Here is a 25,408-nt window from a genome sequence, read left to right as displayed (position 1 = left end):
GACGCACCTGTGGCGAGGGAGCTTGCTCCCGCTGGGCTGCGTAGCGGCCCCAATATTTGGGCAGCGCTGCGCACTCCAGCGGGAGCAAGCTCCCTCGCCACAAGTGCGTCGTCATCATGTCTGCAACACGGGATTAACTGCGCTTGTAAGCAATTTCCTTGGTACCGGCCTCGCAGCTACCGACAACCTTGTAGCCTTCAGCTGCAGCGCCCTTGTCTACCACTTCCAGCGAATAATGCGTGGCGCCCTTGGCGTCGATTTTCGCTGCAATCTCGCTTTTCAGCTCTTCACAAGGCTTGCCCGCCGCCAGGGCTGTACCCGCAATGCTCAACAAACCTACCGCTAACAGGAACTTCTTCATCCGTTACTTCCTTGCGCTGATCGAAAAGAGCGTGCCGATGTTCGTCACATCGGCACCCAATGGTTGTAGCGCAGGTTATGGCAATCGGCCAGTCGGCAAAGTTCAACCGGCGTGATCAACTACTGGCAATGCGGAACCCCACTTTGAGGGTGACCTGGAAGTGCGCGGCCTTGCCGTCCTTGATGTGCCCACGGGTATCCACCACCTCGAACCACTCCAAGTGCTTGATGCTCTTGTTGGCTTCGGCCAGGGCATTATTGATGGCGTCTTCGATGCTGGTAGCGGACGAGCCCACCAGTTCGACTTTCTTGTAGGTGTGATGATCACTCATGGCAGTTCTCCTAAGGGTCGTGAGGGTCGTGAATCAAGCGTAGCAGTCAATGTTCGTACTGCTTCTGGCGGCCGTTCCTACGGGAAAGTTCAGATTTACTGCACTTTCTGAAACGGGCGCAGTCGGTATCTACACACGCCACTCAATCACTTCAGGAGAGTCCACATGGCCAACACTTCTTTACGCAAAGCGTCGCTGGAAAGCATGGAAGCCGAGATTTCGAGCCTGCTCAAGTCTCTGGAAAGCCTCAAGGACGACGCCTCTGACGAGTCGCGCAAGACCTTGAAGGCCCTGAAAAGCAACGCCGAGAATGCACTCAAGCATTCGCGCCATCTGATCAGCGATGCCTACGAAGAAAGCAAAGTCAAAATCCGAGAAACCGGTGTTGCAACCCGGGACTACGCACAAGAACACCCATGGACTACAGCCGGTGTTGCCGTTGGCGCACTGGGCCTGCTGGCCGCTTACCTGCTGTGCAAACGCGGTGACTAAACCGGCTCGCGCACAAGCTCAGCCTTGAGCCACTGCGCCAGTTGCCCAGCGCGCCTGTCTGCGGCGCGCTTGGGCAGCCACAACGCCAGGTGCGCCGGGGTTTCGCTGAAACCCCACGGCGCCACCAGGCGCCCCGCACGCAAGTCCTCGGCCACCAGCGGCTCGGGCGCAATCGCCACACCCAGCCCGGCCACTGCCGCTTCCAGCAAATAATACAAATGCTCAAACCCCTGGCCGTGTTTCAACGCGCCGGGCTCGATGCCGTGTTGCTGCGCCCAACTGGGCCACGCCTGCGGGCGCGAAGTGGTGTGCAACAACGCTTCGCCGACCAAGGCCTGGGCGGGCGCCTGGCGCAAGCGCTCGTAACCGACGAAACGCGGGCTCATCACCGGGCCGATGCGCTCGCTGGCCAGCTCAAACACCTGCATATCCGCCGGCCACGGTGGCTCGGCAAATACCAGCAGCGCATCCAGGCCGGGACGCCTCGGATCAAGATCGCCGTCACCCGCCGACAGGTGCAGGCGCAGGTCCGGAAGGTCCGCATTCAGCCGCCCTAGGCGCGGAATTAGCCAGCGCGCCAGCAGGCTGCCGGAGCAACCGAGCACAAACGGCGCATCGGCGCTGCTTTGAGTCAGCTCGGCACAGACATCGCGTAAACGCTCGAATGCGTCGGCGCTGGCGTCGCGCAAACGAATGCCTGCATCTGTGAGTTTAAGGCCGCGCCCATCCTTGACGAACAGGCTCACACCTAGATGTTCTTCCAGCACCTTCAACTGACGGCTCACTGCGCCGTGGGTCACGTGCAGTTGCTCAGCCGCCTGGCTGACGCTGTTAAGCCGCGCGGTCGCTTCAAACGCACGCAGGGCATTGAGGGGGGGAAGGTCTCGGCTCATCTGTGAGTTTTCCTGACATGTTACGGCGATCTTATCGGTTTTCAGCCCAGAGCGTGAAGGGTAGAGTGGCCGTCATCGCCACTCAAACACCGTCTTTCCTGGAGCGTCCCATGACTCAGTCCCAGACCGATCTACGCAACGGCCCTGACGCCAACGGCCTGTTTGGCGCGTTCGGCGGCCGTTACGTCGCTGAAACCCTGATGCCGTTGATCCTCGATTTGGCCCGTGAATACGAAGCCGCCAAGATCGACCCTGCGTTCAAAGAGGAATTGGCCTACTTCCAGCGCGACTACGTGGGCCGCCCAAGCCCGCTGTATTTCGCCGAGCGCCTGACTGAGTTCTGCGGCGGCGCCAAGATCTACCTCAAGCGCGAAGAGCTGAACCACACCGGCGCGCACAAGATCAACAACTGCATCGGCCAGATCCTGCTGGCGCGGCGCATGGGCAAAAAACGCATCATCGCCGAGACCGGCGCCGGCATGCACGGCGTGGCTACAGCCACCGTGGCTGCGCGTTTCGGCCTGCAATGCGTGATCTACATGGGCACCACCGACATCGAGCGCCAGCAGGCCAACGTGTTCCGCATGAAGCTGCTGGGCGCCGAAGTGATCCCGGTAGTTGCTGGCACCGGTACCCTGAAAGACGCGATGAATGAAGCCCTGCGCGACTGGGTGACCAACGTCGACAGCACCTTCTACCTGATCGGCACCGTGGCCGGCCCACACCCGTACCCCGCCATGGTGCGCGACTTCCAGGCCGTGATCGGCAAAGAAACCCGTGATCAGCTGCAAGCCCAGGAAGGCCGCCTGCCGGACAGCCTGGTGGCGTGCATCGGCGGTGGCTCCAACGCCATGGGCCTGTTCCACCCGTTCCTGGATGACACCAGCGTCGAAATCATCGGCGTCGAAGCCGCCGGCCACGGCATCGAAACCGGCAAGCACGCGGCCAGCCTCAACGGCGGCGTACCCGGCGTACTGCACGGCAACCGCACCTTCCTGTTGCAGGACGACGACGGCCAGATCATCGATGCCCACTCGATTTCCGCCGGCCTGGACTACCCTGGCATCGGCCCGGAACACGCCTGGTTGCACGATATCGGCCGCGTCCAATACACCTCGGTGACCGACGACGAAGCCCTCGACGCCTTTCACAAATGCTGCCGCCTGGAAGGGATTATTCCTGCCCTGGAAAGCGCCCACGCCCTGGCCGAAGTGTTCAAACGCGCACCGACCTTGCCAAAGGATCACCTGATGGTGGTTAACCTGTCCGGCCGTGGCGACAAAGACATGCAGACCGTCATGCACCATATGGAACAGTCTCAGCAGGAGAAACACTAAATGAGCCGCCTGCAAACCCGCTTCGAACAACTCAAAGAACAAAACCGCGCTGCCCTGGTGACCTTCATTACCGCTGGCGACCCCGGCTATGACACCTCGCTGGCGATCCTTAAAGGCTTGCCCGCCGCTGGCGCCGACGTGATCGAATTGGGCATGCCCTTCACCGACCCAATGGCCGATGGCCCGGCGATTCAGTTGGCCAACATCCGTGCGCTGGAAGCCAAGCAAAACCTGCTCAAAACCCTGCAGATGGTTCGCGAGTTCCGCAAGGACAACAACGACACCCCGCTGGTGTTGATGGGCTACTTCAACCCGATCCACAAATATGGCGTGCCGAAGTTTATCGCCGACGCCAAAGACGCCGGTGTAGACGGCCTGATCGTGGTCGACATGCCGCCGGAACATAACAGTGAGCTGTGCGACCCGGCCCAGGCTGCCGGCATCGACTTTATCCGCCTGACCACGCCGACCACCGATGACGTGCGCCTGCCTACCGTGCTCAACGGCAGCTCCGGCTTTGTGTACTACGTGTCGGTGGCCGGTGTGACCGGTGCCGGTGCCGCCACCCTGGAACACGTCGAAGAGGCCGTGGCGCGCCTGCGTCGGCATACCGACCTGCCGATCAGCATTGGTTTTGGTATTCGCACCCCGGAACAAGCGGCGGCTATCGCCCGTTTGGCGGACGGTGTAGTGGTGGGTTCGGCGCTGATCGATCACATCGCCACGGCGAAAAATGATCAGCAAGCCATCGATGGCGTGTTGGGCCTGTGCGCCGAGCTGTCGGAAGGTGTTCGCAACGCCCGTAAGTAAGCGGCTCGTAAGCGGTAGGTAAAGTTCCTGATACAGAGGAATCAAACTGAGTATTCAGTACCTAAACTGACAAGACCAAGGGATTTCGAGCCTCGCTCGAAATCCCTTTTTGTTGTTTGTGCAGTTGAGGAAGCCCCCAATGAAAATGCCTAAAACCGTGATTGCCAGTATTGGCGTGCTGGTCCTGGGCGCCAGCGCCCTGGTGCAAGCCGCTCCCAATGACCAGGGCGGCCCTGACCGTGGCGGCCCGCAAGGCCAACACGAGCAGCAGCGCGGTGACGACCATCGCGGCCCGCAAAACAACCATCGCAGCGGCCCACCCCAGGACTTTGGCCCCGTGCGCCAGGTGATCCGCGATAACCACGACCAGTTCTCCCGAGGCGCACCGCCACCGCGCAATGTGCGCCTGGAACGCGGCAAGCCGCTGCCCCATGGCTACTACGGCGAACGCCTGGACAGCCGCGCCCTGGCACGCCTGCCGGTGTACCCAGGCTACGAATGGCGCCGCTCGGGCCCGGACGTGGTGCTGATTGCCGTAACCACCGGCATCGTCTACGAAATTCTCGAAGGCGTGCTCAACTAAAAACTGAACACTGCCCCTGTGGCGAGGGAGCTTGCTCCCGCTGGAGTGCGCAGCGCTCCCCTTTTTTTGGGGCCGCTACGCAGCCCAGCGGGAGCAAGCTCCCTCGCCACAGGTCACTCGTTCAGTTCAATGCGTTCGACTTTGCCCACCAGCAGCACGTAGGAAAGCGCGCCGAGCAACGCCAGCACCGCAATGTAGGTAATCGCCGGCGCAAACGAATCGCCGCTGGCCAGAAAGCCAATCACAATCGGCGTCGCAATCGCCGACAAGTTGCCGATGAAGTTGAACACCCCACCCGTCAGCCCCAACAATCGCGCGGGCGCCAAGGTCGACACCAGCGACCAGGTAATCGACGCCAACCCATTGCCAAAGAACGCCACCGCCAGGAACGCGATCACCCACGCCGTCGAGTCCACGTAGTTGGCGCCGATGATCGCCGTGGAAATCAGCAACCCGCCAATGATCGGCAGCTTGCGCGCAAAGCCCACCGAGGCGCCGCGACGAATCAGCCAGTCGGAAAAGATCCCGGAACACAGCACGCCGACAAACGCCGCGAGAAACGGCAACGACGCCAGCAGGCCGGACTTGATGAAGTCCATGCCGCGATATTTCACCAGGTAGGTCGGGAACCACGTCAGGAAAAACCACAGCGTGGAGTTCAGGCAAAACTGCCCGAGGTAAATGCCCCAGAGCTTGCGCTTGCTCAGCACAATCCCCAGGTCCACCCAACTGAACGGTGCTTTAGCGGCTTTTTCCTGCATGTCCACCAGGCCGCCGCCTTCGCGGATCAGCTCGATTTCCGCAGCGTTGGCGCCTTTGAAATCCTTGGGCTCGCGGTACACCGCGTACCAGATCGCCGCCCACAGAATGCCCACGCCGCCGGTGACCACAAACACCATGTGCCAGCCGTAGTGGTGTTGCAGCCAGGCCAATACCGGCGTCAGAAACGCCAGCCCGACAAATTGCCCGGAGGTGTAGAAGCCAATCGCCGTGGCGCGCTCACGCTCAGGAAACCACGTGGTGACTACGCGGCTGTTGATGGGATACGCCGGGGCTTCCAGCGCGCCCACGGCCATGCGCAGTACAAACAGCGCGATAAAGCTGGCGGCAAACCCGAGCATCACGGTGGCGATGGACCACAGCAGCAGGGCGGCGGTGTAGAGAATGCGCGGCGGCACGCGGTCCACCAGCCAGCCACCGGGGATCTGCATCGCGGCATAGGTCCAGCCGAAGGCGGAGAAGATCAGCCCGACGTGCACCGGGTCGATGCCCAGTTCGCTGGTGAGCGCCGGGGCGGCAATCGACAGGTTGCTGCGGTCGAGGTAGTTGATGACCACGGTGATAAACAGCAGCACCATGATGAAAAAACGCTTTCGGGTAGGCGTGACTAAAGACGCCTGGCCGGTGAAGGATTCAGGATGCATGAGGGGGTGCCTCTTCTTATGTTTATTGAGGACAAATCTTGCTGAAGGAACCGGACCAAACTGTGGGAGCTGGCTTGCCTGCGATGGCTGAGTGTCAGTCGACAAAAGCAGTGGCTGATCCACCGCTATCGCAGGCAAGCCAGCTCCCACACTGACCGCGTTTCTTCAAATCAATATCACCACTCGGCAAAGCTGCCGTCGGCATGGCGCCAGATTGGGTTGCGCCAGCGATGCCCGATGGCCGCGCGTTCGATCACATATTCCTCGTTGATCTCGATGCCCAATCCCGGCCCGTTGGGGATCTTCACAAAGCCTTGGTCATAGTCGAACACGCCTGGATCGCGCACGTAGTCGAGCAGGTCGTTGCTTTCGTTGTAGTGAATGCCCAGGCTTTGCTCCTGGATAAACGCGTTGTAGCAAACGGCGTCCAGTTGCAGGCACGCGGCCAGGGCAATCGGGCCCAGCGGGCAGTGCAGGGCCAGGGCCACGTCGTAGGCTTCGGCCATGTTGGCGATCTTGCGGGTTTCGGTAATGCCGCCGGCGTGGGAAGCGTCGGGCTGGATGATGTCGACATAACCTTCGCTGAGCACGCGCTTGAAGTCCCAGCGCGAGAACAGGCGCTCGCCCAGGGCAATCGGGGTGCTGGTCAGCGGCGCGAGTTCTTTGAGCGCCTCGTAGTTTTCGCTGAGCACCGGCTCTTCGATAAACATCAGCTTGTACGGGTCCAGCTCTTTCATCAGCACCTTGGCCATGGGTTTATGCACTCGGCCATGGAAGTCCACGCCAATACCGACGTTCGGGCCTACCGCGTCGCGCACGGCGGCAACGTTGGCCAGGGCCAGGTCGACTTTTTCGAAGCTGTCGACGAACTGCAATTCTTCGGTGCCGTTCATTTTCACGGCAGTAAAGCCACGGGCCACGGCCTCTTTGGCGGCGCGGGCGGTGTCGGCGGGGCGGTCGCCGCCGATCCAGGAATACACGCGGATCTTGTCGCGCACCTGGCCACCCAACAGATCGCTGACGGACACACCGAGGGCCTTGCCCTTGATGTCCCACAGCGCCTGGTCGATGCCCGCGAGGGCGCTCATGTGCACGGCGCCGCCGCGGTAGAAGCCGCCGCGATAGAGCACGGTCCAGATGTCTTCAATATTGCGTGGGTCTTTGCCGATCAGGTAGTCGGACAATTCTTCGACAGCCGCCGCCACGGTGTGGGCGCGGCCTTCGACCACGGGCTCGCCCCAGCCGGTTACGCCCTGGTCGGTTTCGACTTTCAGGAAGCACCAGCGCGGCGGGACGATAAAGGTCGTCAGTTTGGTGATTTTCATCTGTTATCTCTCTTATAGATGCGGCGCCTGTGGGCGCGGAACTTGATATCAGCTCAGGGCTTTCCAGGCGGCGACATAAGCCTGGGCGCGGCTCGCTACCTGATCCACTGTCATACCCGGTTTGAACAACCCGGAACCCAGCCCGAACCCTTTGGCGCCGGCGTCGATAAACACCTGCATGTTGTCCGGGGTAATGCCGCCTACCGGCAGCAACAAGGTGCCCGCCGGCAATACCGCCAGCCACGCCTTGATCACCGCCGGGCCCATTTGCTCGGCGGGAAATAGCTTCAACACATCGGCGCCTTCGGCCAGGGCGGCGAAGGCTTCGGTGGGCGTTGCCACACCCGGCGACAGGAACAGCCCGGCGGCTTTCGCCGCACGCAGCACCTTGGCATCGCTGTGGGGCATGACGATCACTTGGCCGCCGGCCGCTTTCACCTGCTCGACGTGTTCCGGCGTCAACACTGTGCCTGCACCGATCAGGCAATCGGCGGGCAGGCTGTCACGCAGGGTGCGGATGCTGGTGTAAGGGTCCGGCGAATTCAGCGGCACTTCGATGACACGAAACCCCGCCTGGTACAGCACCTGGCCAACAGCCTGGGCTTCATCCGGGCGAATGCCGCGCAGGATGGCGATCAGACCGTTTTGTGCGAGTGCTTGCTTGAGCATGTCAGGCCTCCAATACAGGTTGAATGAGCCCCGCCGCCACGGCCAACAGCCATAGGCCGCGCTCGCTGGCTTCCTGCGCCAGGCTGACCTGGGCAAAGCCGCAAAGGGTAAGGGCGCGTTGATAGCGGGTGCAGAGCGGGGCGGCGCCGACCAGGATGATCGGCTGCTGTTTGGCACGGTCCGGCAGACCGGACAGTTCATGACCAATCAGCAGGCCGGACAGGTAGTCGGGCTGCTGCTCGGGGGAAAGTTCGGCGGTGAGCCCCAGGGTGCGGGCGCTGAACAACGTGGACAGAACACCACGCTGACCGTCTTGCGACAGCGCCACGCGCACGCCGCGGTCAAAGGCTTCGGCCTGAAAGTGTTCGGATGTTTGTTGGGTGCGCCCCAGGATGCTGTGCTTGCTCAGCACCGCGAACACTTCACCGGTCATAAAGGTGTCGAAGTGCGTGATGCAGCCATCCACCACCTCGACCCACTTGGAATGGCTGCCCGGCAAGCCGATCAACACCTGCGCGCCGAGCCCTTGCAGCACGCCCAGCACCTGGGTTTCTTCGCCGCGCATCACATTGGGCAAACCGGCCAGCTCAATCACGCCGGGCACGATATGCACGTCCACGCCGCGCAGGCTGCGCACGCGGTGCAGGGCCTGGCCGAGGCTGGCGACATCCACAGGCGTATTGCGATAGGCCGCTTCACTCCAGCCCTGGGCGCTGCCGACCATGCCGCAGGCGATCACGGGCAAGTCGGGTTGGGCATCGAGCCAATCGCCACAGGCTGCGTCGAAGGCCAACTCGAAGCCGTCGCTGCAACGCACACCGGCGATGTCCCGGGGCGCAGTGGGCAGATGCATGATGCCCGACGGCAGCGAGCGTTGTTCCAGCACCACGCCGGCGGGGCCGATTTTGTAAGCACGAAGGGAGCTGGTCCCCCAATCGAGCGCGATCAATTGCGCCTGCATCGCTTCACCTGAGTTCTGAGCGGATGCGGCGAATATAAACCTACCGGCGAGAAAGTCTCAATATATAAATATCAATCCCATATTTAGGGATTAAACTTAAGAAAAGACTGACAGGTTCAGTTCACGCATGGCGCCCATCCAGATCGCGTAGTCGGTGTGATCCTTCAGGTCATCACCGGTATTGGGGTGCAGGAACACCACCAGCCCGTCACGGTGGATCACCAGCCACGGCAGCACGACGCCGATGTATTCGGCGTCAAACGCCAATTGGCAGCTCCAGTCAGGGTGCGGGCCTACGGGTTTTTCGTGGACGCGGCCCATGCGCAAGGGGAAGAGTTTGGCGGCGTCTTCGCACAGGGTGCGCGCCTGGTCGATGGTGCTGGCGTCGAAATAGATATGAGCGTGATAGCCCTTGATACGTTGCATAACGGACTCCGGATCCAAGATGCGCCAAATCCTAGACCGCAATCGACGGCAGGGCCAGCCCGGTCAACGACTGCGCACTGCTGGCCTGTTCAGCCACCAACCAGTCGACAAAACGCTCCACCAACTGCCCCCGGCGTTTGCGCTGTGGCTGTACCACGTAGTAGCCGAAACGTGAGACCACCGTGTCGCTGACCGGTCGGCACAGCCAGTTCTGTTCCAACAGGTTATCCACCAGGTGGCGCCAACCGATGGCCACGCCCTGGCCGGCAATCGCGGCTTGGATCAGCAGGGTGTAGTTGTCGAAGCGCAGTTGGCCGGGCGTGGGCGCGGCGCTGATGCCCAGTTCGCGGAACACACCGCTCCAGTCAAACCACTGGCTGTTGTTTTCCTGGCGCAGGTGCAGCAGCGGGAAATCGTGCAAATTTTGCACAGTCAGCGGTGTGGCCTGCTCTTTTAGCCATTGCGGGCTGCACACCGGGAACACTTCTTCGTTGAACAACCACAGGCTGTCGCCCTGCTTGAAACGACCGTCACCAAACAGCACCGCCACGTCGATATCACTGCGTAGGGTGGCGTGGTTGCGCTCGCTGGTCACCAGGCTCACATCCACTTGGGGGTTGGCCTGGTGGAAGCGATGCAAGCGCGGCATCAGCCAATAGGCGGCGAAGGCGAAGTCGGTGGCCACTTGCAGCACTTCGTGCTGGTCCTGCTGGGTGATCAGGCTCAGGCCGTGGTTGATGCCCTGCAAGCCGCCTTGCACATGCTCGAACAGCAGGGCGCCCGCGTCGGTCAGTTCGATGCCCCGGTAGATGCGGTCAAACAGGCGGATCGCCAGTTGTTCCTCCAGCCGTTTGATCTGCTGGCTGATGGCCGGCTGAGTAGTGCCCAACTCCATGGCGGCAGCGGTAAAGCTGCGATGGCGTGCCGCCGCCTCAAAGGCGCGCAGCAGGTCGAGGGACAGGTCACCGAGGGCTTCATACATAAGTTGTACTTATCCTAGACATTGCTTTTCATGGGCTTTACCCCATTTTCCATGGGCCGCATGCTCATTGGCATAAACACCGCCTATGGAATGCCGAAGACTCATGAAGCGCAAGAACATTCTTTTCATCATGGCCGATCAAATGGCCGCGCCGCTGCTTCCGTTCTACGGATCTTCGCCCATCAAGTTGCCCAATCTCAGCCGCCTCGCCGCACAGGGCGTGGTGTTCGATGCTGCCTACTGCAACAGCCCATTGTGCGCGCCATCACGCTTCACCCTGGTCAGTGGCCAGTTGCCGAGCAAGATCGGCGCCTACGACAACGCCGCCGATTTCCCCGCCGATGTACCGACTTATGCCCACTACCTACGCCGCCTCGGCTACCGCACCGCACTGTCGGGCAAGATGCACTTTTGCGGGCCCGACCAACTGCACGGTTATGAAGAGCGCCTGACCAGCGACATCTACCCCGCCGACTACGGCTGGGCGGTGAACTGGGACGAACCGGACGTACGCCCCAGCTGGTTCCACAACATGTCCTCGGTGCTGCAAGCCGGCCCGTGTGTACGCACCAACCAGCTGGATTTTGATGAAGAGGTGGTGTTCAAGGCCCAGCAGTACCTGTTCGACCATATCCGCGAAGACGGTGACCAGCCGTTCTGCCTGACCGTGTCGATGACCCATCCCCACGACCCGTACACCATTCCCAAGCCGTTCTGGGATTTGTACGACGACGCCGACATCCCCTTGCCTACAACCCCAGCGCAAGGCGATCTCGACCCGCATTCCCAGCGCCTGCTCAAGGTCTACGACTTGTGGAACAAGCCGCTGCCCGTGAATAAGATCCGCGATGCGCGCCGTGCCTACTTCGGCGCATGTAGCTACATCGACAGTAATGTCGGCAAGCTGCTGCAAACCCTGGAAGACACCGGCCTGGCTGAGGATACGATCATCGTGTTCTCCGGCGACCACGGCGACATGCTTGGCGAGCGCGGCCTCTGGTACAAAATGCACTGGTTTGAAATGGCCGCCCGCGTGCCGCTGCTGGTCAGTGCACCGGGGCGATTTGCGCCGGGGCGTGTGTCTAAAGCCGTATCCACCGCCGACCTGCTGCCCACCCTGGTGGAACTGGCCGGCGGCGAACTGGACCCGCGCCTGCCGTTGGACGGTCGCTCGCTGGTCCCGCACTTGCACGGGCAAGGCGGGCATGACGAAGTGTTTGGCGAATACATGGCCGAAGGCACCATCAGCCCGCTGATGATGATTCGCCGGGGCGCCTACAAATTCATCTACAGCGAAGACGACCCGTGTCTACTGTTCGATGTGCACAACGACCCGCACGAGCGGGAAAACCTCAGCCAGTCACCGGAACACCGGCCACTGTTCGAGGCGTTTTTGAGTGAGGCGCGGGCCAAATGGGACATCCCAGCGATCCACCAGCAGGTGCTCGCCAGCCAACGCCGCCGTCGCCTGGTGTTTGAAGCATTGACCCAAGGCAAGCTGAAGAGCTGGGATCACCAGCCCCTGGTGGACGCCAGTCAGCAATACATGCGCAACCATATCGACCTCGACGACCTGGAGCGCAAGGCACGTTATCCACAACCCTGCCAAAACCAATAAATAGACAGAGGGAAGGCCATGCAAAAGTTGACTGTAGTGCTGGGCATCTTGGCGTTGAGCAGCGCCAATGTGTATGCGGATACCAGCTGTGACACGGTGAAAATGGCCGATCCCGGCTGGAGCGATATTGCCGCCACCAATGCCATCACCGGTTTCTTGCTGACGGGCATGGGCTACAAGGCCAAGGTCGATACCCTGGCGGTGCCGATCACCTTTGGCGGCCTCAAGGACGGCCAGGTGGACGTGTTCCTGGGCAACTGGATGCCGGCGCAGCAGGGTTTCTATGACAAGTTCGTCGCCAATGGCGACGTGGTGCAACTGGCCAAGAACCTCGACGGCACCGAGTTCACCCTCGCCGTGCCGGACTACGTGTGGGACGCCGGGGTGCATGATTTTGCCGACCTGAACAAATTCGCCGACAAGTTCGACAAGAAGATCTACGGCATCGGCTCGGGCGCACCGGCGAATATCTCGTTGCAGGAGATCATCAAGAAGAATGACTTCGACCTCGGCCAGTGGAAGCTGATCGAGTCCAGCGAACAGGCGATGCTCGCCGAAGTGTCGCGGGCCGTTAAAAAGCAGAAGTTCGTGACCTTCCTCGGCTGGACCCCGCACCCGATGAACGTGCAGCTGAAAATGCACTACCTCAAGGGCGGCGAGAAATATTTTGGTGACACCGGCAGCGTGTATACCTTGACCCGCAAGGGTTACGCACAAGCCTGCCCGAATGTCGGAAAACTGCTGACCAACCTGAGTTTTACCCAGGAAATGGAGAACAGCATCATGGCCGAGGTGGCCAACAACAAGGTCAGCAATGCGGATGCGGCGAAGGCGTGGATCAAGGCCAATCCGGCGGTGTTGGATAAGTGGCTTGAGGGTGTGAAGACGGTGGATGGCAAGGATGCGTTGCCCGCGGTAAAAGCCAAACTCTAAGGCCCAACACAGTCCAAATGTGGGAGCGGGCTTGCTGTGGTGAGCGGGCTTGCCCCACGCTGGGCTGCGAAGCAGCCCTATTGGGTCTTTAGTGAACCCATCGGGGGACAAGCCCCCTCACCACAGCAAGCCCGCTCCCACAGGGTTCTGCATGTACTGATATTCTGCGGCAAACCTTCAAACCGAGACCCTGATGCCCCGGCCCAACCGCCATACACTCTTCCCCTTCCTGCGCTGGCTCCCGCGCCAAACCCGCGCCAGCGTCGGGCGGGATGCCATCGTCGGCTTAAGCGGCGCTGTTCTGGCGTTGCCCCAATCCATTGCCTACGCCCTGATCGCCGGTCTCCCACCGGAATACGGGCTGTATGCCGCAATCATCCCCGTGTTGATTGCGTGTCTCTGGGGCTCGTCGTGGCACCTGATCTGCGGCCCTACGGCGGCAATTTCCATCGTGCTCTATGCCAGTGTCAGCCCACTGGCCGTGCCGGGGTCACAGGACTACATCACGCTGATCCTGCTCCTTACATTCCTCGCCGGCGTTTTCCAGTGGTTGCTGGGCATGCTGCGCTTTGGCGCGCTGGTGAATTTCGTGTCCCATTCGGTGGTGCTGGGCTTCACACTCGGCGCGGCTGTGGTGATCGCGCTGGGGCAATTGCCCAACCTGCTGGGCCTGGACTTGCCGAGCCAGGCCACGGCGATCAAGAGTTTGCTGGTGCTGGTGGACCATGGCGGGAAGTGGGACCACGCATCACTCGCCCTGGGCCTGGGCACCTTGCTGGTGGGCGCGTTGCTCAAGTACCTGGTGCCACGTTGGCCGACGCTGCTGATTGCCCTCGCGCTGGGCAGTGTGGTGGTGTGGTTGTGGCCGGCGATGTTCGGGCATGTGGCGCTGGTGAGCGCGTTTATTGGCAAGCTGCCACCCTTCAGCCCGCTGCCGATGGACCTGGACATGATCCTGCGCCTGCTGCCCAGCGCCGTCGCGGTGGGTATGTTGGGGCTGGTGACCAGCCTGTCGATTGCCCGCTCGTTGTCGGCCCGATCGCAGCAATTGCTCGATGCCAACCAGGAGGTTAGGGCGCAGGGCTTATCCAATATCGTCGGCGGTTTTTTCTCCGGGTATCTGTCGGCCGGTTCATTTACCCGCTCCGGACTCAGCTATGAGGCGGGGGCCTGCTCGCCACTGGCCGGAGTGTTTTCGGCCCTCTGGGTGGCGCTGTTTGCATTGTTTGGTGCGGCATTGATCGCTCATATTCCAATCCCAAGCATGGCGGCGAGCATCTTGCTGATCAGTTGGGGGCTGGTGGATCGTCGCGGTATCCGTGCGTTGTTCCGCGTCAGTCGCGCCGAGTTTGTGGTGATGGCGCTGACCTGTATCGCCACGTTGTTGCTGGAGCTGCAAACGGCAATTTATGCGGGGGTGCTGGCGTCGTTGTTTTTCTACCTCAAGCGCACGTCGCAGCCACGGGTGCAGCAATGGCGCGACGGGGATGAAGATGTGTTGCGGGTGGGCGGCTCGATTTTTTTTGGCGCCAGCCATTATCTGCAAGTACGCCTGCAAAGCCTGCAAGGCGAGCGGGTGGTGATCGAGGCGCAGCAGATCAACTTTATCGACTATTCCGGGGTGGAGATGTTGCACCAGGAGGCGCGGAGGTTGCGGGGGTTGGGGAGGAGTTTGACGTTGCGGCGGGCCAGGCCTCAAGTTGTCGAGGAGCTGAAAAAGCTGGAAGGGGCCGACAACTGCCCCCTTCATTTTGAAGACTGAATGCGGTCAAAACTGTGGGAGCGGGCTTGCTCGCGAATGCGGTGGGTCAGTTAATGCAAGGTTGACTGACCCACCGCATTCGCGAGCAAGCCCGCTCCCACATTGACCGTGCCCACATTAGGTGAGCGTCAAGCCAATTGCCGGCGCAGCTCGGCAAGCACCGGCGCCGACTCCGGGCGCACCCCGCGCCACAGGAAGAACGCTTCCGCCGCCTGCTCCACCAACATCCCCAAGCCATCCATCGCCACCGCTGCGCTGTGCTCTGTCGCCCAACGGCAAAAAGCGGTGGGCGCCTTGGCGTACATCATGTCGTAGCAAAAGGTCTTGCCCGGTTCGATCAAACTGCTGGCAATCGGCGGTACATCGCCTGACAGGCTGGCGGAGGTGGCGTTGATGATCACGTCCACCGGCTCACGCAGCCAGTCGAAACCGCTGGCGGACACCGGGCCCAAATCGTCGAACAGCTCGGCGAGCATTTCGGCTTTTTCCACCGTGCGGTTAGCGATGATCAGCGAGGCGGGCCGCTCGGCCAGCAGTGGCTCCAACGCCCCGCGTACCGCGCCGCCAGCCCCCAGCAACAGGATACGTTTGCCTTGCAAGCTCAACCCGGCATTCACGGTGAGATCGCGCACCAGGCCTGCACCGTCGGTGTTGTCACCCAGTAAGTTGCCATCGGCCAGTTTGCTCAAGGTGTTCACTGCGCCGGCGCGCTCGGCACGTTTAGTCAGGCTGTTGGCCAAGCGATAGGCATCTTCCTTGAACGGCACGGTAACGTTGGCGCCACGCCCCTGTAGGAAAAACTCACGAGCGCAGCCAGTGAAATCCTCCAACGGTGCGAGCAAGGTGCTGTAGTCCAGCTGTTCGCCGGTCTGCTCGGCAAACATGCGGTGGATCAACGGCGACTTGCTGTGGCCGATGGGGTTGCCGAATACGACATAACGATCCATCAGACAGCCGCCTTGGGCGCAGCAACGCCCAGCCAGTCGCGGTCCTGCAAGAAGTAGTCGGTGAGGCGCGCTTCTTCGCTGCCAGCCTCGGCCTTCCAGTCATAGCTCCAGCGCACTTGCGGGGGCAGCGACATCAGGATCGACTCGGTACGCCCGCCCGATTGCAGGCCAAACAAGGTGCCACGGTCGTAGACCAGGTTGAATTCCACGTAGCGGCCACGGCGCAATTCCTGGAATTCGCGCTGTTGCTCGGTGTAGGCGGTGGCCTTGCGGCGCTGCACGATCGGCAGGTAGGCGTCGATGTAGGCGTCGCCGATGGCGCGGATGAACGCGAAGCAGGTGTCGAAGTCCCACTCATTCAAGTCATCGAAGAACAGGCCGCCGATGCCGCGCGGTTCGTTGCGGTGCTTGATATGGAAGTAGGTGTCGCACCAGGCCTTGTAGCGTGCGTACACATCCGCACCGAACGGAGCGCAGGCCTGTTCAGCCACGCGATGCCAGTGAATGCAGTCGTCTTCGTTGCCGTAGTACGGCGTGAGGTCGAAGCCACCACCGAACCACCACACGGCCTCTTCACCTTCTTTTTCGGCGATGAAAAAGCGCACGTTGGCGTGGGAAGTGGGCACATGCGGGTTGTGCGGGTGAATCACCAACGACACACCCAGCGCTTCAAAACCGCGGCCGGCCAGCTCAGGGCGATGGGCACTGGCAGACGGTGGGAGGCCGCTGCCAAACACGTGGGAAAAGTTAACGCCGCCTTTTTCGATTACCGCACCGTCTGCGATCACACGGGTGCGCCCGCCGCCGCCGGCAGGCCGGGTCCAGGCATCTTCGATAAAGCGCGTGTCCGGCTCGAAGGTTTCCAGGGCGCTGCAAATGCGGTCTTGCAGGTCAAGCAGGTAGGCCTTTACAGCCTCGGTGCGGGTAGTCATGGCATCACCTTGAATCGGGCAAAGCTACGCGAGGCCATTGGGCGTCGGCGGCAAATGGGCGCACAGGATACCACCGCACCCGGCACTGCCGCAGTTGACGAAGATCAAGCTTAAGAGTTCGATAGGCGGCTACGCGAATTTGAACCCAGGAGAAGTGCAGATGGCCAAACGTATCCAGTTCAGTGCCCATGGTGGCCCCGAAGTGCTGCAGTATGTGGACTACACGCCAGCGGAGCCTGGCCCACAACAGGTTCGCGTACGTAACGAGGCCATTGGCCTGAACTTCATCGACACTTATTTCCGCAGTGGCTTGTACGCGCCACCCGCCTTGCCGTCGGGCTTGGGTGCAGAGGGCGCCGGTGTGGTCGATGCCGTCGGCAGCGAAGTCACCCAATTTAAAGTCGGCGACCGCGTGGCCTACGGCAGCGGCCCACTGGGTGCCTACAGCCAACTGCATGTGCTGCCCGCCGCCAACCTGGTGCACCTGCCGGACGAGATCAGCTTCGAACAAGCCGCCGGCGCCATGCTCAAGGGCCTGACCGTGCAGTACCTGCTGCGCCAGACCTACGAGTTGAAGGGTGGCGAGACCATCCTGTTCCACGCCGCTGCTGGCGGTGTGGGTTCCCTGGCCTGCCAATGGGCCAAGGCCCTGGGCGTGAAGCTGATCGGTACCGTCAGCTCGCCAGAAAAAGCCGCCCTGGCCAAATCCCTCGGCGCCTGGGAAACCATCGACTACAGCAAGGAAGACGTCGCACAGCGTGTGCTGGAATTAACCGACGGCAAAAAAGTGCCGGTGGTGTACGACGGCGTGGGCAAGGACACTTGGCTGACATCGCTCGATAGTGTTGCGCCGCGTGGTCTGGTGGTGAGTTTTGGTAACGCGTCGGGCGCGGTGGATGGCGTGAACCTGGGGATTCTGTCAGCCAAGGGCTCGCTGTACGTGACCCGGCCAACCTTGGCGACCTACGCCAACAACCCGCAGAACCTGCAGACGATGGCGGATGATCTGTTTTCGATGATCAAGAGCGGCAAAGTGCGCATTGATATCAACCAGCGGTATGCGCTGGCGGATGCGGCGAAGGCGCAGGTGGAGTTGTCGGGGCGCAGGACGACGGGGTCGACTATTTTACTTCCCTGAATAACCCATTGTGGCGAGGGAGCTTGCTCCCGCTGGGCCGCGAAGCGGCCCCGCTCTTTATTTAAATGAATGGGCCTGCTTCGCAGGCCAACGGGAGCAAGCTCCCTCGCCACAAAGCCATTACGAAGGGCGCACCACTTCACCCGTCACCAAATCCCGAATCAAACTCGGGTTCTTGCGCCCGCCCAAGGCGCCACCCAATACCAGGTCCACCTGCCCACGGAAATATTGCTCCACACGAATGCGCGTACGCGCAGCCGGGCGGCCTTGAGGGTTGGCCGAGGTGGAAATCAGTGGCCCCACCTCTGCGCACAAATCCCGTACCAACGGATGATCACTGACCCGCAGCGCGACCGTGTCATGCACACCGGTGACCCACTCCGGCAGCAAGCCTTGATGGGGCACCAACCAGGTGTTCGGCCCAGGCCAGGTGCTGGCCATGCGGTCGATCCAGTCTTGGGGGAAATCTTCAAACAGAAAGTCGAACTGGCGAATATTGTCCGCCACCACAATCAGGCCCTTGTCCACTGAGCGGTTCTTGATCGCCAGCAGTCGGTCCACAGCTTCTTCATTCCAAGGGTCGCAACCCAGACCCCATACAGCCTCGGTTGGATAGGCAATCACCGCGCCTGCGCGAATTTCTCGTGCGGCTTCCAGCACACGCCACCTGTTGACCATTGCTCACTCTCCGGACTATAGCTCTGGGCAGTTTACCGATCTCTGTTACAAAACCTAGTTACAAAAGCGGGCAGCGCGCGAGCCAGCGCCCGCTTTCGCAGATCACCAGGCCTTCAAGCTCAAGCTCCGTCAGGGCCGCCAGCACCTGGGACAACGGCCGCCCGCTGGCAATTGCCAGGGCTTCGCTGGTGTGGGGCGCGGCGTGCAGCAACGCCACCAGTGGGTGGGTGACCGGCACGGGCGCCGGGCGGGACAGCGCCTGCCAACCGCGCAAACCTTCCAGGATGTGCTCGATGGTTTCCACCAGCACCGCACCCTCGCGGATCAGTTGATGACAGCCCTTGGCGCCAGGGTGGTGGATGGAGCCAGGAATCGCATACACCTCGCGCCCTTGCTCGGCCGCAAGCTTAGCGGTAATCAACGAACCACTGGCCATGCTGGCCTCCACCACCAGTACGCCGAGGGACAAACCGCTGATAATCCGGTTGCGCCGGGGAAAGTTGCCGGCCTGGGGTGGGGCGTCCAGCGGGAACTCGGAAACTACCGCGCTGCCTTGGGCAATCATCGCCTCCGCAAGCCGCCTATGCCGCTGTGGATAAAAGTTTTCCAGGCCGGTGCCAAGTACGCCAATTGTCTGGCCGCCCACCTCCAATGCGGCCTGGTGCGCCGCACCGTCAATTCCCAACGCCAGGCCACTTGTGATGACAAAACCGGCACTCGCCAAACTGCGGGAAAATGCGGCGGCGGTGTCCATGCCGGGGCGCGAGGCGCGGCGGCTGCCGACCATCGCTAACTGCGGTTTTTCCAGGATCGAAGGGTCACCTGCGACGAACAACAGTGGCGGCGCATCGTCAATCTGGGCGAGCAGTGCGGGGTAGTCCGGTTGGTCCCACATCAGCAAATGCTGGGCCGGGCGGCCCAACCAAGCCAGCGCCTCACTGGCACCGTCACGGATTGCGTGGCTGCGCCGGGCTTCGGCGCTTGCGGCGGGTAATCCCAGGGAGCGCCAGGCACTGGCAGGCGCGCTGATGGCCTTTGAGGCGCTGCCGAACGCTTCGATCAACAAGCGAAAGCGCTTCGGACCCAGTTCCGGCAGCCTGTGCAAGCGTAGTCGGGCTTCCAGTTCTGACGGGGATATTTCGTGGCTTTTTGTCGGATACATCTGATCATCCTTGACCGGAACAAGCTGTGGATAACTCTGTTGGTAACTTATTTAGCAGGCTATTTATTGCGTTTGATGGGCAGTCTCGAAACGGTCCATGACCGCCAGCGGTCGCGAGGCGCTGAGGATCAACCCGTAGCTGAGTTTTTCGTAGGTACGAAACACCAGCAGGGTACCGGCGTGTTCGTCGGGAAGTTTCGTTGTAGTGCCGGTGAGGGGGTCTCTTACGCTGGCGCCGGACTTGATGACCGCAAGCAGTTGGCCTTCGAGCAAACCGTCGCGCCGGCCTTTGTTGAGGGTCACCGCGTCCAGCACGCCGATCTGGGTGACCCCCCTGGGAATATCGATGATGTGCCCTTCGATCAGGGGGCTTGCCTGTGGGATTGGCAGGGTCGCCGGATCAACCGGGGGCTGGGCACGGAGCAGGTGATCGCCAGGGCGTACCTCCTGCGTCACCCGTTGCACGGCCAGGGTGGTGAGGTCGCCGGCGGTGACGAAGCGGGCGGTGCCGATATCGTCGGCGTTGATACCCAGTAACTCCTGGGTCTGAGGGTCGGTGTAAACCTTGCCGCGTCGGAATATTCCGTAATGAGGCTGGGACGGGTCCAGGTCGCCCCGGGCATGAACCCGCTCGCCATTGGCACCGAGCACACGACCCGCATAAGCGGCGACGATGTAAGGCGCATTGTCCAGATCCTGGGGCGTATCAAGTATGCGATTGTGCAGTAAGAACCGCTGGATGGCCTGCTGCGTCGGCAGATCCAGGCGCTGGGCGGGTGGGGGAAGCAGTGCCATGGCAAACGGGGCCCACAGCAGTAAGACGAGTAGCGATTTCCTCATGGGGTGAATCTCCTTTATTATGTGCGTTCGCGTGAAATGCCCGGGCCTTCGCGGCTTTTAGGGGTTTCACACCGGTCGTGTGGGTCCATCCCAACGCCGATTTGCCTTTACCTCACATGTGCAGCAATTACGCTTATGGCTATTTTGAACATCCTCGAATTTCCCGACTCGCGCCTGCGCACTGTCGCCAAGCCGGTGGCCGTAGTGGACGACAAGGTTCGTCAGTTGGTCGATGACATGTTTGAAACAATGTATGAAGCCCCGGGCATTGGCCTCGCCGCCACCCAGGTCAACGTGCATCAGCGTGTCGTGGTCATGGACCTGTCGGAAGATCGCACCGCCCCCATGGTGTACATCAACCCCGAGTTCGAACCGCTGACCGACGAGATGGGCGAATACCAGGAAGGCTGCCTGTCGGTGCCGGAGTTCTACGAGAACGTCGAGCGCCCGTTGCGCGTGAAGATCAAGGCCCTGGACCGCGACGGCAAGCCGTTCGAGCTGATTGCCGAAGGCCTGCTGGCGGTGTGCATCCAGCACGAATGCGACCACCTCAACGGCAAGCTGTTTGTCGATTACCTGTCCACGCTCAAGCGTGACCGGATCAAGAAGAAGCTGGAAAAAAAGCATCGCCAGCAAGCTTGATGCCCTTCTTCCAAAGGCTTGCTGCGGCAAGCCTTTTTCTTTTGTGACTGCTTTTAACCGAGACCTCCCATGACCGAGCCACTGCGCATTGTTTTTGCCGGCACTCCTGAATTTGCCGCCGAACACCTCAAGGCCCTGCTTGCCAGCCCTTATGACATCGTCGCGGTGTACACCCAGCCGGATCGTCCGGCCGGTCGCGGGCAAAAACTGATGCCGAGCCCGGTCAAGCAACTGGCCCTGGAACACAATATTCCCGTGCTGCAACCGCCAACCCTGCGCAATGCCGAAGCCCAGGCCGAACTGGCCGCGCTGAAGCCGGACCTGTTGGTGGTGGTGGCCTACGGCTTGATCCTGCCGCAAGCGGTGCTGGATATCCCACGCCTGGGTTGCATCAACAGCCATGCCTCGCTACTACCACGCTGGCGCGGTGCGGCGCCGATCCAGCGCGCCGTCGAAGCCGGCGACAGCGAAAGCGGCGTGACCGTGATGCGCATGGAACTGGGCCTGGACACCGGCCCCATGCTGCTTAAAGTCACCACCCCGATCACCGCCCAAGACACCGGTGGCAGCCTGCACGATCGCCTCGCCGAACTGGGCCCGCCCGCCGTGATCCAGGCCATCGCCGGCCTGGCTGCCGGGACGCTAGAAGGTGAAATACAGGACGACAGCCTGGCCACCTACGCCCACAAGCTGAACAAAGACGAAGCCCGTATCGACTGGAGCCGCCCAGCCGTGGAGCTGGAGCGCCTGGTGCGCGCCTTCAACCCGTGGCCGGTCTGCCACAGCACCCTCAATGGAGAAGCCTTGAAAGTGCTGGCCGCGACCTTGGCCGAAGGCAACGGCGCTCCCGGTGAAATCATCGGCGCCAGCAAAGACGGCCTGTTGGTCGCCTGCGGTGAACAGGCACTGTGCCTGACTCGTCTGCAATTGCCTGGCGGCAAGGCGCTGAACTTCAGCGATTTGTTCAACAGCCGCCGTGAGAAATTTGCCCTGGGCACTATCCTCGGGGTGGCCGCGCAATGAACCCACGTCTGGCCGCCGCCAAGGCGCTCGCTGCCGTGCTCAACGGCAAGGCTTCGCTGAACAGTTCGTTGCCCACCCAGCTGGACAAGGTTGAAGACCGTGATCGCGGCTTCACCCAGGACCTGGCCTTCGGTACCGCCCGCTGGCAACCGCGCTTGTCTGCGCTGGCAGCCAAGCTGCTGCAAAAGCCGTTCAAAGCCGCCGATGCCGATGTCGAGGCGCTGCTGCTGGTGGGCCTCTATCAGTTGCTCTACACCCGCGTACCGGCCCACGCCGCCATCGGCGAAACCGTAGGTTGCGCCGACAAACTGAAAAAACCTTGGGCCAAGGCCCTGCTCAACGCCGTGCTGCGCCGCGCCCAGCGCGAAAGCGAAGCGCTGCTGACCGAGCTGGAACATGACCCGGTGGTGCGCACCGCACACCCACGCTGGCTGCAAAAATCCCTGAAAGCCTTCTGGCCTGAGCAATGGGAGGCCATTTGCGCGGCGAACAACGCGCACCCGCCGATGATCCTGCGGGTCAACCGCCGCCATCACAGCCGTGACGCGTACCTGCAATTGCTCACCGCTGCCGGCATCAACGCCACGCCGTGCGTGTACAGCGTCGACGGCATTGTGCTCGAAGCTGCCACGGATGTGCGCAGCCTGCCGGGCTTTGCCGAAGGCTGGATCAGCGTGCAGGACGAAGCTGCCCAATTGGCCGCCGACCTGCTGGACCTCGCTCCCGGCCAACGTGTACTCGATGCCTGCTGCGCCCCTGGCGGTAAGACCTGTCACATCCTGGAGGTCGAAAAAGACTTAGCCGGTGTGATCGCCGTCGACCTGGAAGCCAAGCGCCTGGTGCGCGTGCGCGAGAACCTGGCACGCCTGGGCCTGAGCGCCGAGCTGATTGCCGCCGACGGCCGCGACACCGCCACCTGGTGGGACGGCAAACCGTTCCAACGCATCCTGCTGGACGCACCGTGCTCCGCTACCGGCGTAATCCGCCGCCACCCGGACATCAAGCTCACCCGTCAACCCGACGACATCGCCGCCCTGGCTGCGCTGCAAGGCGAATTGCTCGACGCGATGTGGCCGACCCTCGACGTCGGCGGCATCTTGCTTTACGCCACCTGCTCCACCTTGCCCACCGAAAACACCGAGGTTATCGAAGCCTTCCTGGCCCGCACCAGCGGCGCGCGGGAGCTGGACCTGGCCACGACCGCCGGCATCAAGCAGCCCCACGGCCGCCAACTGCTCGCGCAAGAAGGCGGACACGATGGCTTCTACTACGCCAAACTGATCAAGATCGCCGCCGCGCGCGGCTGAATGATTTAAGGGAGTGACCGGATGAAAATCATCATCCTTGGGGCAGGGCAGGTTGGCGGCACACTGGCCGAACATTTGGCGAGCGAAGCCAACGACATCACCGTGGTCGACACCGACAGCGAGCGCCTGCGCGACCTCGGCGACCGCCTGGACATCCGCACCGTGCAAGGCCGCGCCTCGTTCCCGACGGTGCTGCGCCAGGCCGGTGCCGACGATGCCGACATGCTGGTGGCAGTGACCAACAGCGACGAGACCAACATGGTCGCCTGCCAGGTCGCCCACACCCTGTTCCACACTCCGACGAAGATCGCCCGCGTGCGTGAAGCGGCGTACCTGACCCGCGCCGGCCTGTTCGATAACGACGCGATTCCGGTGGACGTGCTGATCAGCCCGGAACAGGTGGTGACCCACTACATCAAGCGCCTGATCGAAATTCCCGGCGCCTTGCAGGTGATCGACTTCGCCGAAGGCAAGGCCCAACTGGTGGCTGTGAAGGCTTACTACGGCGGGCCATTGGTGGGCCAGCAACTGCGCCAGCTGCGTGAACACATGCCGAATGTGGAAACCCGCGTGGCGGCGATTTTCCGACGTGACCGGCCGATCCTGCCTCAGGGCGATACGGTGATCGAAGCGGACGACGAAGTGTTTTTCATCGCCGCCAAGGCGAATATTCGCGCAGTCATGAGTGAAATGCGCCGGCTCGACGAGAGCTACAAGCGCATCGTGATCGCTGGCGGCGGGCAGATTGGTGAGCGCCTGGCCGAGGCCATCGAAAGCCGCTACCAAGTGAAGATCATCGAGATGAACCCGGCACGCTGCCGGCATTTGTCCGACACCCTCGACAGCACCGTCGTACTGCAAGGCAGTGCTTCGGACCGCGACTTGCTGATGGAAGAAAACATCGCCGACGCCGATATCTTCCTGGCCCTGACCAACGACGACGAAGCCAACATTATGTCGTCGCTGCTGGCCAAGCGGCTGGGGGCGAAGAAGGTGATGACCATCATCAACAACCCGGCCTACGTTGACCTGATCCAGGGCGGCGATATCGATATCGCCATCAGCCCGCAGTTGGCCACCATCGGCACCTTGCTCGCCCACGTACGCCGTGGCGACATCGTCAGCGTGCACTCCCTGCGCCGTGGCGCGGCGGAAGCCATCGAGGCGATTGCCCACGGTGACGCCAAATCCAGCAAGGTCATCGGCAAGGCCATCCGCGATATCGGCTTGCCGCCGGGCACCACCATCGGCGCGATCATCCGTGACGAAGAGGTGATCATCGCCCACGACGACACGGTGATCGCCACCGGTGACCATGTGATCCTGTTTCTTGTGGATAAAAAACACATCCGCGATGTGGAAAAACTGTTCCACGTGGGCTTGAGCTTTTTCTGATTTGACGGAGTGACCGACATGCTCGAATCCCTGGAAAAAATGCTCGCCAAGGGTGTGGATAACTCGCTGCTGCGCTTTGGCTTGGGCAAGGGTTACCTGGATTTGAAGGACAACGCCAAGGCGGCGGAGCATTTGCAGAAATGTGTGGAGTTCGATCCGAAGTATTCGGCGGCGTGGAAGCTGTTGGGTAAGGCGCAGGCCGGATCAGGTGATGTGGCGGCGGCGCGTCTGGCGTGGGAGAAGGGCATTGAAGCGGCCCAGGCCCATGGCGATAAGCAGGCTGAAAAAGAAATGGCGGTGTTCCTGAAGAAACTCGATCGCCAGCCCTGACGCAATCCCTGTGGGAGATTCTATGGTTGAGGGGAAGTCCCCAAAACCGCTTTTGACTTGTACTCACTCTGATTTTTCAGGAGTGAAAACGCGATCCGTGCCAGCTT

General features: G+C 61.6%; 27 protein-coding genes. 13 read left to right on the top strand and 14 right to left on the bottom strand.

Annotation, left to right across the window (positions count from 1 at the left end; translation table 11 throughout):
* Positions 1–133: 133 nt before the first annotated feature.
* Both ACLD1Y_RS25520 and ACLD1Y_RS25515 read right to left on the bottom strand, forming a co-directional pair.
* On the bottom strand, positions 134–361 hold the full coding sequence (locus ACLD1Y_RS25520) for a DUF1161 domain-containing protein (protein ID WP_429480531.1): 228 nt from the start codon (positions 359–361) through the stop codon (positions 134–136).
* Between the two features lie 115 nt (positions 362–476).
* Positions 477–692 carry a dodecin gene (locus tag ACLD1Y_RS25515; RefSeq protein WP_429480530.1) on the bottom strand — a complete coding sequence of 72 codons (216 nt, stop codon included), beginning with the start codon at positions 690–692 and terminating at the stop codon, positions 477–479.
* A 165-nt stretch (positions 693–857) separates the two neighbouring features.
* On the opposite strand from ACLD1Y_RS25515, the gene ACLD1Y_RS25510 reads away from it, so the two are divergent.
* Entirely contained in the window at positions 858–1,184 is a 327-nt protein-coding gene (locus ACLD1Y_RS25510) for a DUF883 family protein (protein ID WP_003170746.1), read from the top strand.
* Here ACLD1Y_RS25510 and ACLD1Y_RS25505 read toward each other — a convergent pair.
* Entirely contained in the window at positions 1,181–2,077 is an 897-nt protein-coding gene (locus ACLD1Y_RS25505) for a LysR family transcriptional regulator (protein WP_429480529.1), read from the bottom strand. The two genes, ACLD1Y_RS25510 and ACLD1Y_RS25505, sit on opposite strands and share 4 nt — an antisense overlap.
* A gap of 110 nt (positions 2,078–2,187) precedes the next feature.
* On the opposite strand from ACLD1Y_RS25505, the gene trpB reads away from it, so the two are divergent.
* The 3 genes from trpB (at position 2,188) to ACLD1Y_RS25490 (ending at position 4,807) form a co-directional block, all read left to right on the top strand.
* Positions 2,188–3,414: a tryptophan synthase subunit beta gene (trpB, locus tag ACLD1Y_RS25500; protein ID WP_429480528.1), complete on the top strand. Its 1,227-nt coding sequence runs from the start codon at positions 2,188–2,190 to the stop codon at positions 3,412–3,414.
* Entirely contained in the window at positions 3,415–4,224 is an 810-nt protein-coding gene (gene trpA, locus ACLD1Y_RS25495; RefSeq protein ID WP_429480527.1) for a tryptophan synthase subunit alpha, read from the top strand.
* A 139-nt stretch (positions 4,225–4,363) separates the two neighbouring features.
* Complete coding sequence (locus ACLD1Y_RS25490; RefSeq protein WP_429480526.1) at positions 4,364–4,807, top strand: anti-virulence regulator CigR family protein; 444 nt, start codon at positions 4,364–4,366, stop codon at positions 4,805–4,807.
* A 113-nt stretch (positions 4,808–4,920) separates the two neighbouring features.
* Here ACLD1Y_RS25490 and ACLD1Y_RS25485 read toward each other — a convergent pair whose 3' ends face one another.
* From ACLD1Y_RS25485 to ACLD1Y_RS25460, 6 genes are all read right to left on the bottom strand, one after another.
* Positions 4,921–6,231, bottom strand: a complete 1,311-nt coding sequence (locus tag ACLD1Y_RS25485; protein WP_429480525.1) for an MFS transporter — start codon at positions 6,229–6,231, stop codon at positions 4,921–4,923.
* 176 nt (positions 6,232–6,407) lie between these two features.
* On the bottom strand, positions 6,408–7,556 hold the full coding sequence (gene dgoD / locus ACLD1Y_RS25480; RefSeq protein ID WP_003170741.1) for a galactonate dehydratase: 1,149 nt from the start codon (positions 7,554–7,556) through the stop codon (positions 6,408–6,410).
* Positions 7,557–7,604: 48 nt separating this feature from the next.
* A complete protein-coding gene (locus ACLD1Y_RS25475) occupies positions 7,605–8,225 on the bottom strand; it encodes a 2-dehydro-3-deoxy-6-phosphogalactonate aldolase (RefSeq protein WP_429480524.1) in 621 nt (206 codons plus the stop codon).
* A gap of 1 nt (position 8,226) precedes the next feature.
* Complete coding sequence (locus tag ACLD1Y_RS25470; RefSeq protein ID WP_429480523.1) at positions 8,227–9,186, bottom strand: 2-dehydro-3-deoxygalactonokinase; 960 nt, start codon at positions 9,184–9,186, stop codon at positions 8,227–8,229.
* A 96-nt stretch (positions 9,187–9,282) separates the two neighbouring features.
* On the bottom strand, positions 9,283–9,612 hold the full coding sequence (locus ACLD1Y_RS25465; RefSeq protein WP_429480522.1) for a DOPA 4,5-dioxygenase family protein: 330 nt from the start codon (positions 9,610–9,612) through the stop codon (positions 9,283–9,285).
* Positions 9,613–9,643: 31 nt separating this feature from the next.
* Positions 9,644–10,594, bottom strand: a complete 951-nt coding sequence (locus tag ACLD1Y_RS25460) for a choline sulfate utilization transcriptional regulator (protein WP_429480521.1) — start codon at positions 10,592–10,594, stop codon at positions 9,644–9,646.
* A 103-nt stretch (positions 10,595–10,697) separates the two neighbouring features.
* On the opposite strand from ACLD1Y_RS25460, the gene betC reads away from it, so the two are divergent.
* The 3 genes from betC to ACLD1Y_RS25445 all read left to right on the top strand — a co-directional run bounded on the left by betC (position 10,698) and on the right by ACLD1Y_RS25445 (position 14,907).
* Positions 10,698–12,212: a choline-sulfatase gene (gene betC, locus ACLD1Y_RS25455; RefSeq protein ID WP_429480520.1), complete on the top strand. Its 1,515-nt coding sequence runs from the start codon at positions 10,698–10,700 to the stop codon at positions 12,210–12,212.
* Between the two features lie 18 nt (positions 12,213–12,230).
* On the top strand, positions 12,231–13,145 hold the full coding sequence (choX, locus tag ACLD1Y_RS25450) for a choline ABC transporter substrate-binding protein (protein WP_429480519.1): 915 nt from the start codon (positions 12,231–12,233) through the stop codon (positions 13,143–13,145).
* A 193-nt stretch (positions 13,146–13,338) separates the two neighbouring features.
* Complete coding sequence (locus tag ACLD1Y_RS25445; RefSeq protein ID WP_429480518.1) at positions 13,339–14,907, top strand: SulP family inorganic anion transporter; 1,569 nt, start codon at positions 13,339–13,341, stop codon at positions 14,905–14,907.
* A gap of 128 nt (positions 14,908–15,035) precedes the next feature.
* Here the strand turns inward: ACLD1Y_RS25445 and aroE are convergent, their stop codons facing one another.
* Both aroE and hemF read right to left on the bottom strand, forming a co-directional pair.
* Positions 15,036–15,854, bottom strand: a complete 819-nt coding sequence (aroE, locus tag ACLD1Y_RS25440) for a shikimate dehydrogenase (RefSeq protein ID WP_429480517.1) — start codon at positions 15,852–15,854, stop codon at positions 15,036–15,038.
* A complete protein-coding gene (gene hemF, locus ACLD1Y_RS25435) occupies positions 15,854–16,786 on the bottom strand; it encodes an oxygen-dependent coproporphyrinogen oxidase (protein WP_429480516.1) in 933 nt (310 codons plus the stop codon). Before hemF ends, aroE begins: the two co-directional genes overlap by 1 nt.
* Positions 16,787–16,946: 160 nt before the next feature.
* Between hemF and ACLD1Y_RS25430 the strand changes: the two genes are divergently transcribed.
* Complete coding sequence (locus ACLD1Y_RS25430) at positions 16,947–17,924, top strand: NADPH:quinone reductase (RefSeq protein WP_429480515.1); 978 nt, start codon at positions 16,947–16,949, stop codon at positions 17,922–17,924.
* 120 nt (positions 17,925–18,044) lie between these two features.
* Here ACLD1Y_RS25430 and ACLD1Y_RS25425 read toward each other — a convergent pair whose 3' ends face one another.
* From ACLD1Y_RS25425 to ACLD1Y_RS25415, 3 genes are all read right to left on the bottom strand, one after another.
* Positions 18,045–18,602: an L-threonylcarbamoyladenylate synthase gene (locus tag ACLD1Y_RS25425; protein WP_429480514.1), complete on the bottom strand. Its 558-nt coding sequence runs from the start codon at positions 18,600–18,602 to the stop codon at positions 18,045–18,047.
* A 58-nt stretch (positions 18,603–18,660) separates the two neighbouring features.
* On the bottom strand, positions 18,661–19,764 hold the full coding sequence (dprA, locus tag ACLD1Y_RS25420) for a DNA-processing protein DprA (protein WP_429480513.1): 1,104 nt from the start codon (positions 19,762–19,764) through the stop codon (positions 18,661–18,663).
* Positions 19,765–19,827: 63 nt separating this feature from the next.
* Positions 19,828–20,604 (bottom strand): peptidoglycan-binding protein, encoded by a 777-nt coding sequence (locus ACLD1Y_RS25415; RefSeq protein WP_429480512.1) that lies wholly within the window; start codon positions 20,602–20,604, stop codon positions 19,828–19,830.
* A gap of 135 nt (positions 20,605–20,739) precedes the next feature.
* On the opposite strand from ACLD1Y_RS25415, the gene def reads away from it, so the two are divergent.
* The 5 genes from def (at position 20,740) to ACLD1Y_RS25390 (ending at position 25,301) form a co-directional block, all read left to right on the top strand.
* Positions 20,740–21,246, top strand: coding sequence for a peptide deformylase (def, locus tag ACLD1Y_RS25410; RefSeq protein ID WP_105521380.1), 507 nt, complete (start codon positions 20,740–20,742; stop codon positions 21,244–21,246).
* A gap of 69 nt (positions 21,247–21,315) precedes the next feature.
* Complete coding sequence (gene fmt, locus ACLD1Y_RS25405; RefSeq protein WP_429480511.1) at positions 21,316–22,269, top strand: methionyl-tRNA formyltransferase; 954 nt, start codon at positions 21,316–21,318, stop codon at positions 22,267–22,269.
* Complete coding sequence (rsmB, locus tag ACLD1Y_RS25400) at positions 22,266–23,576, top strand: 16S rRNA (cytosine(967)-C(5))-methyltransferase RsmB (RefSeq protein WP_429480510.1); 1,311 nt, start codon at positions 22,266–22,268, stop codon at positions 23,574–23,576. The genes fmt and rsmB overlap by 4 nt, the downstream gene beginning before the upstream one ends.
* Before the next feature lie 21 nt (positions 23,577–23,597).
* Entirely contained in the window at positions 23,598–24,971 is a 1,374-nt protein-coding gene (trkA, locus tag ACLD1Y_RS25395) for a Trk system potassium transporter TrkA (RefSeq protein ID WP_429480509.1), read from the top strand.
* Between the two features lie 18 nt (positions 24,972–24,989).
* Entirely contained in the window at positions 24,990–25,301 is a 312-nt protein-coding gene (locus ACLD1Y_RS25390) for a tetratricopeptide repeat protein (protein ID WP_429480508.1), read from the top strand.
* Positions 25,302–25,408: the final 107 nt, after the last annotated feature.

Origin of the sequence: Pseudomonas sp. 18175 (genome assembly GCF_050432925.1) — a bacterium.
Taxonomy (GTDB): domain Bacteria; phylum Pseudomonadota; class Gammaproteobacteria; order Pseudomonadales; family Pseudomonadaceae; genus Aquipseudomonas.
The sequence above is the reverse complement of the archived record's forward strand: the minus strand, read 5'-3'. Positions and strand labels throughout refer to the sequence as shown.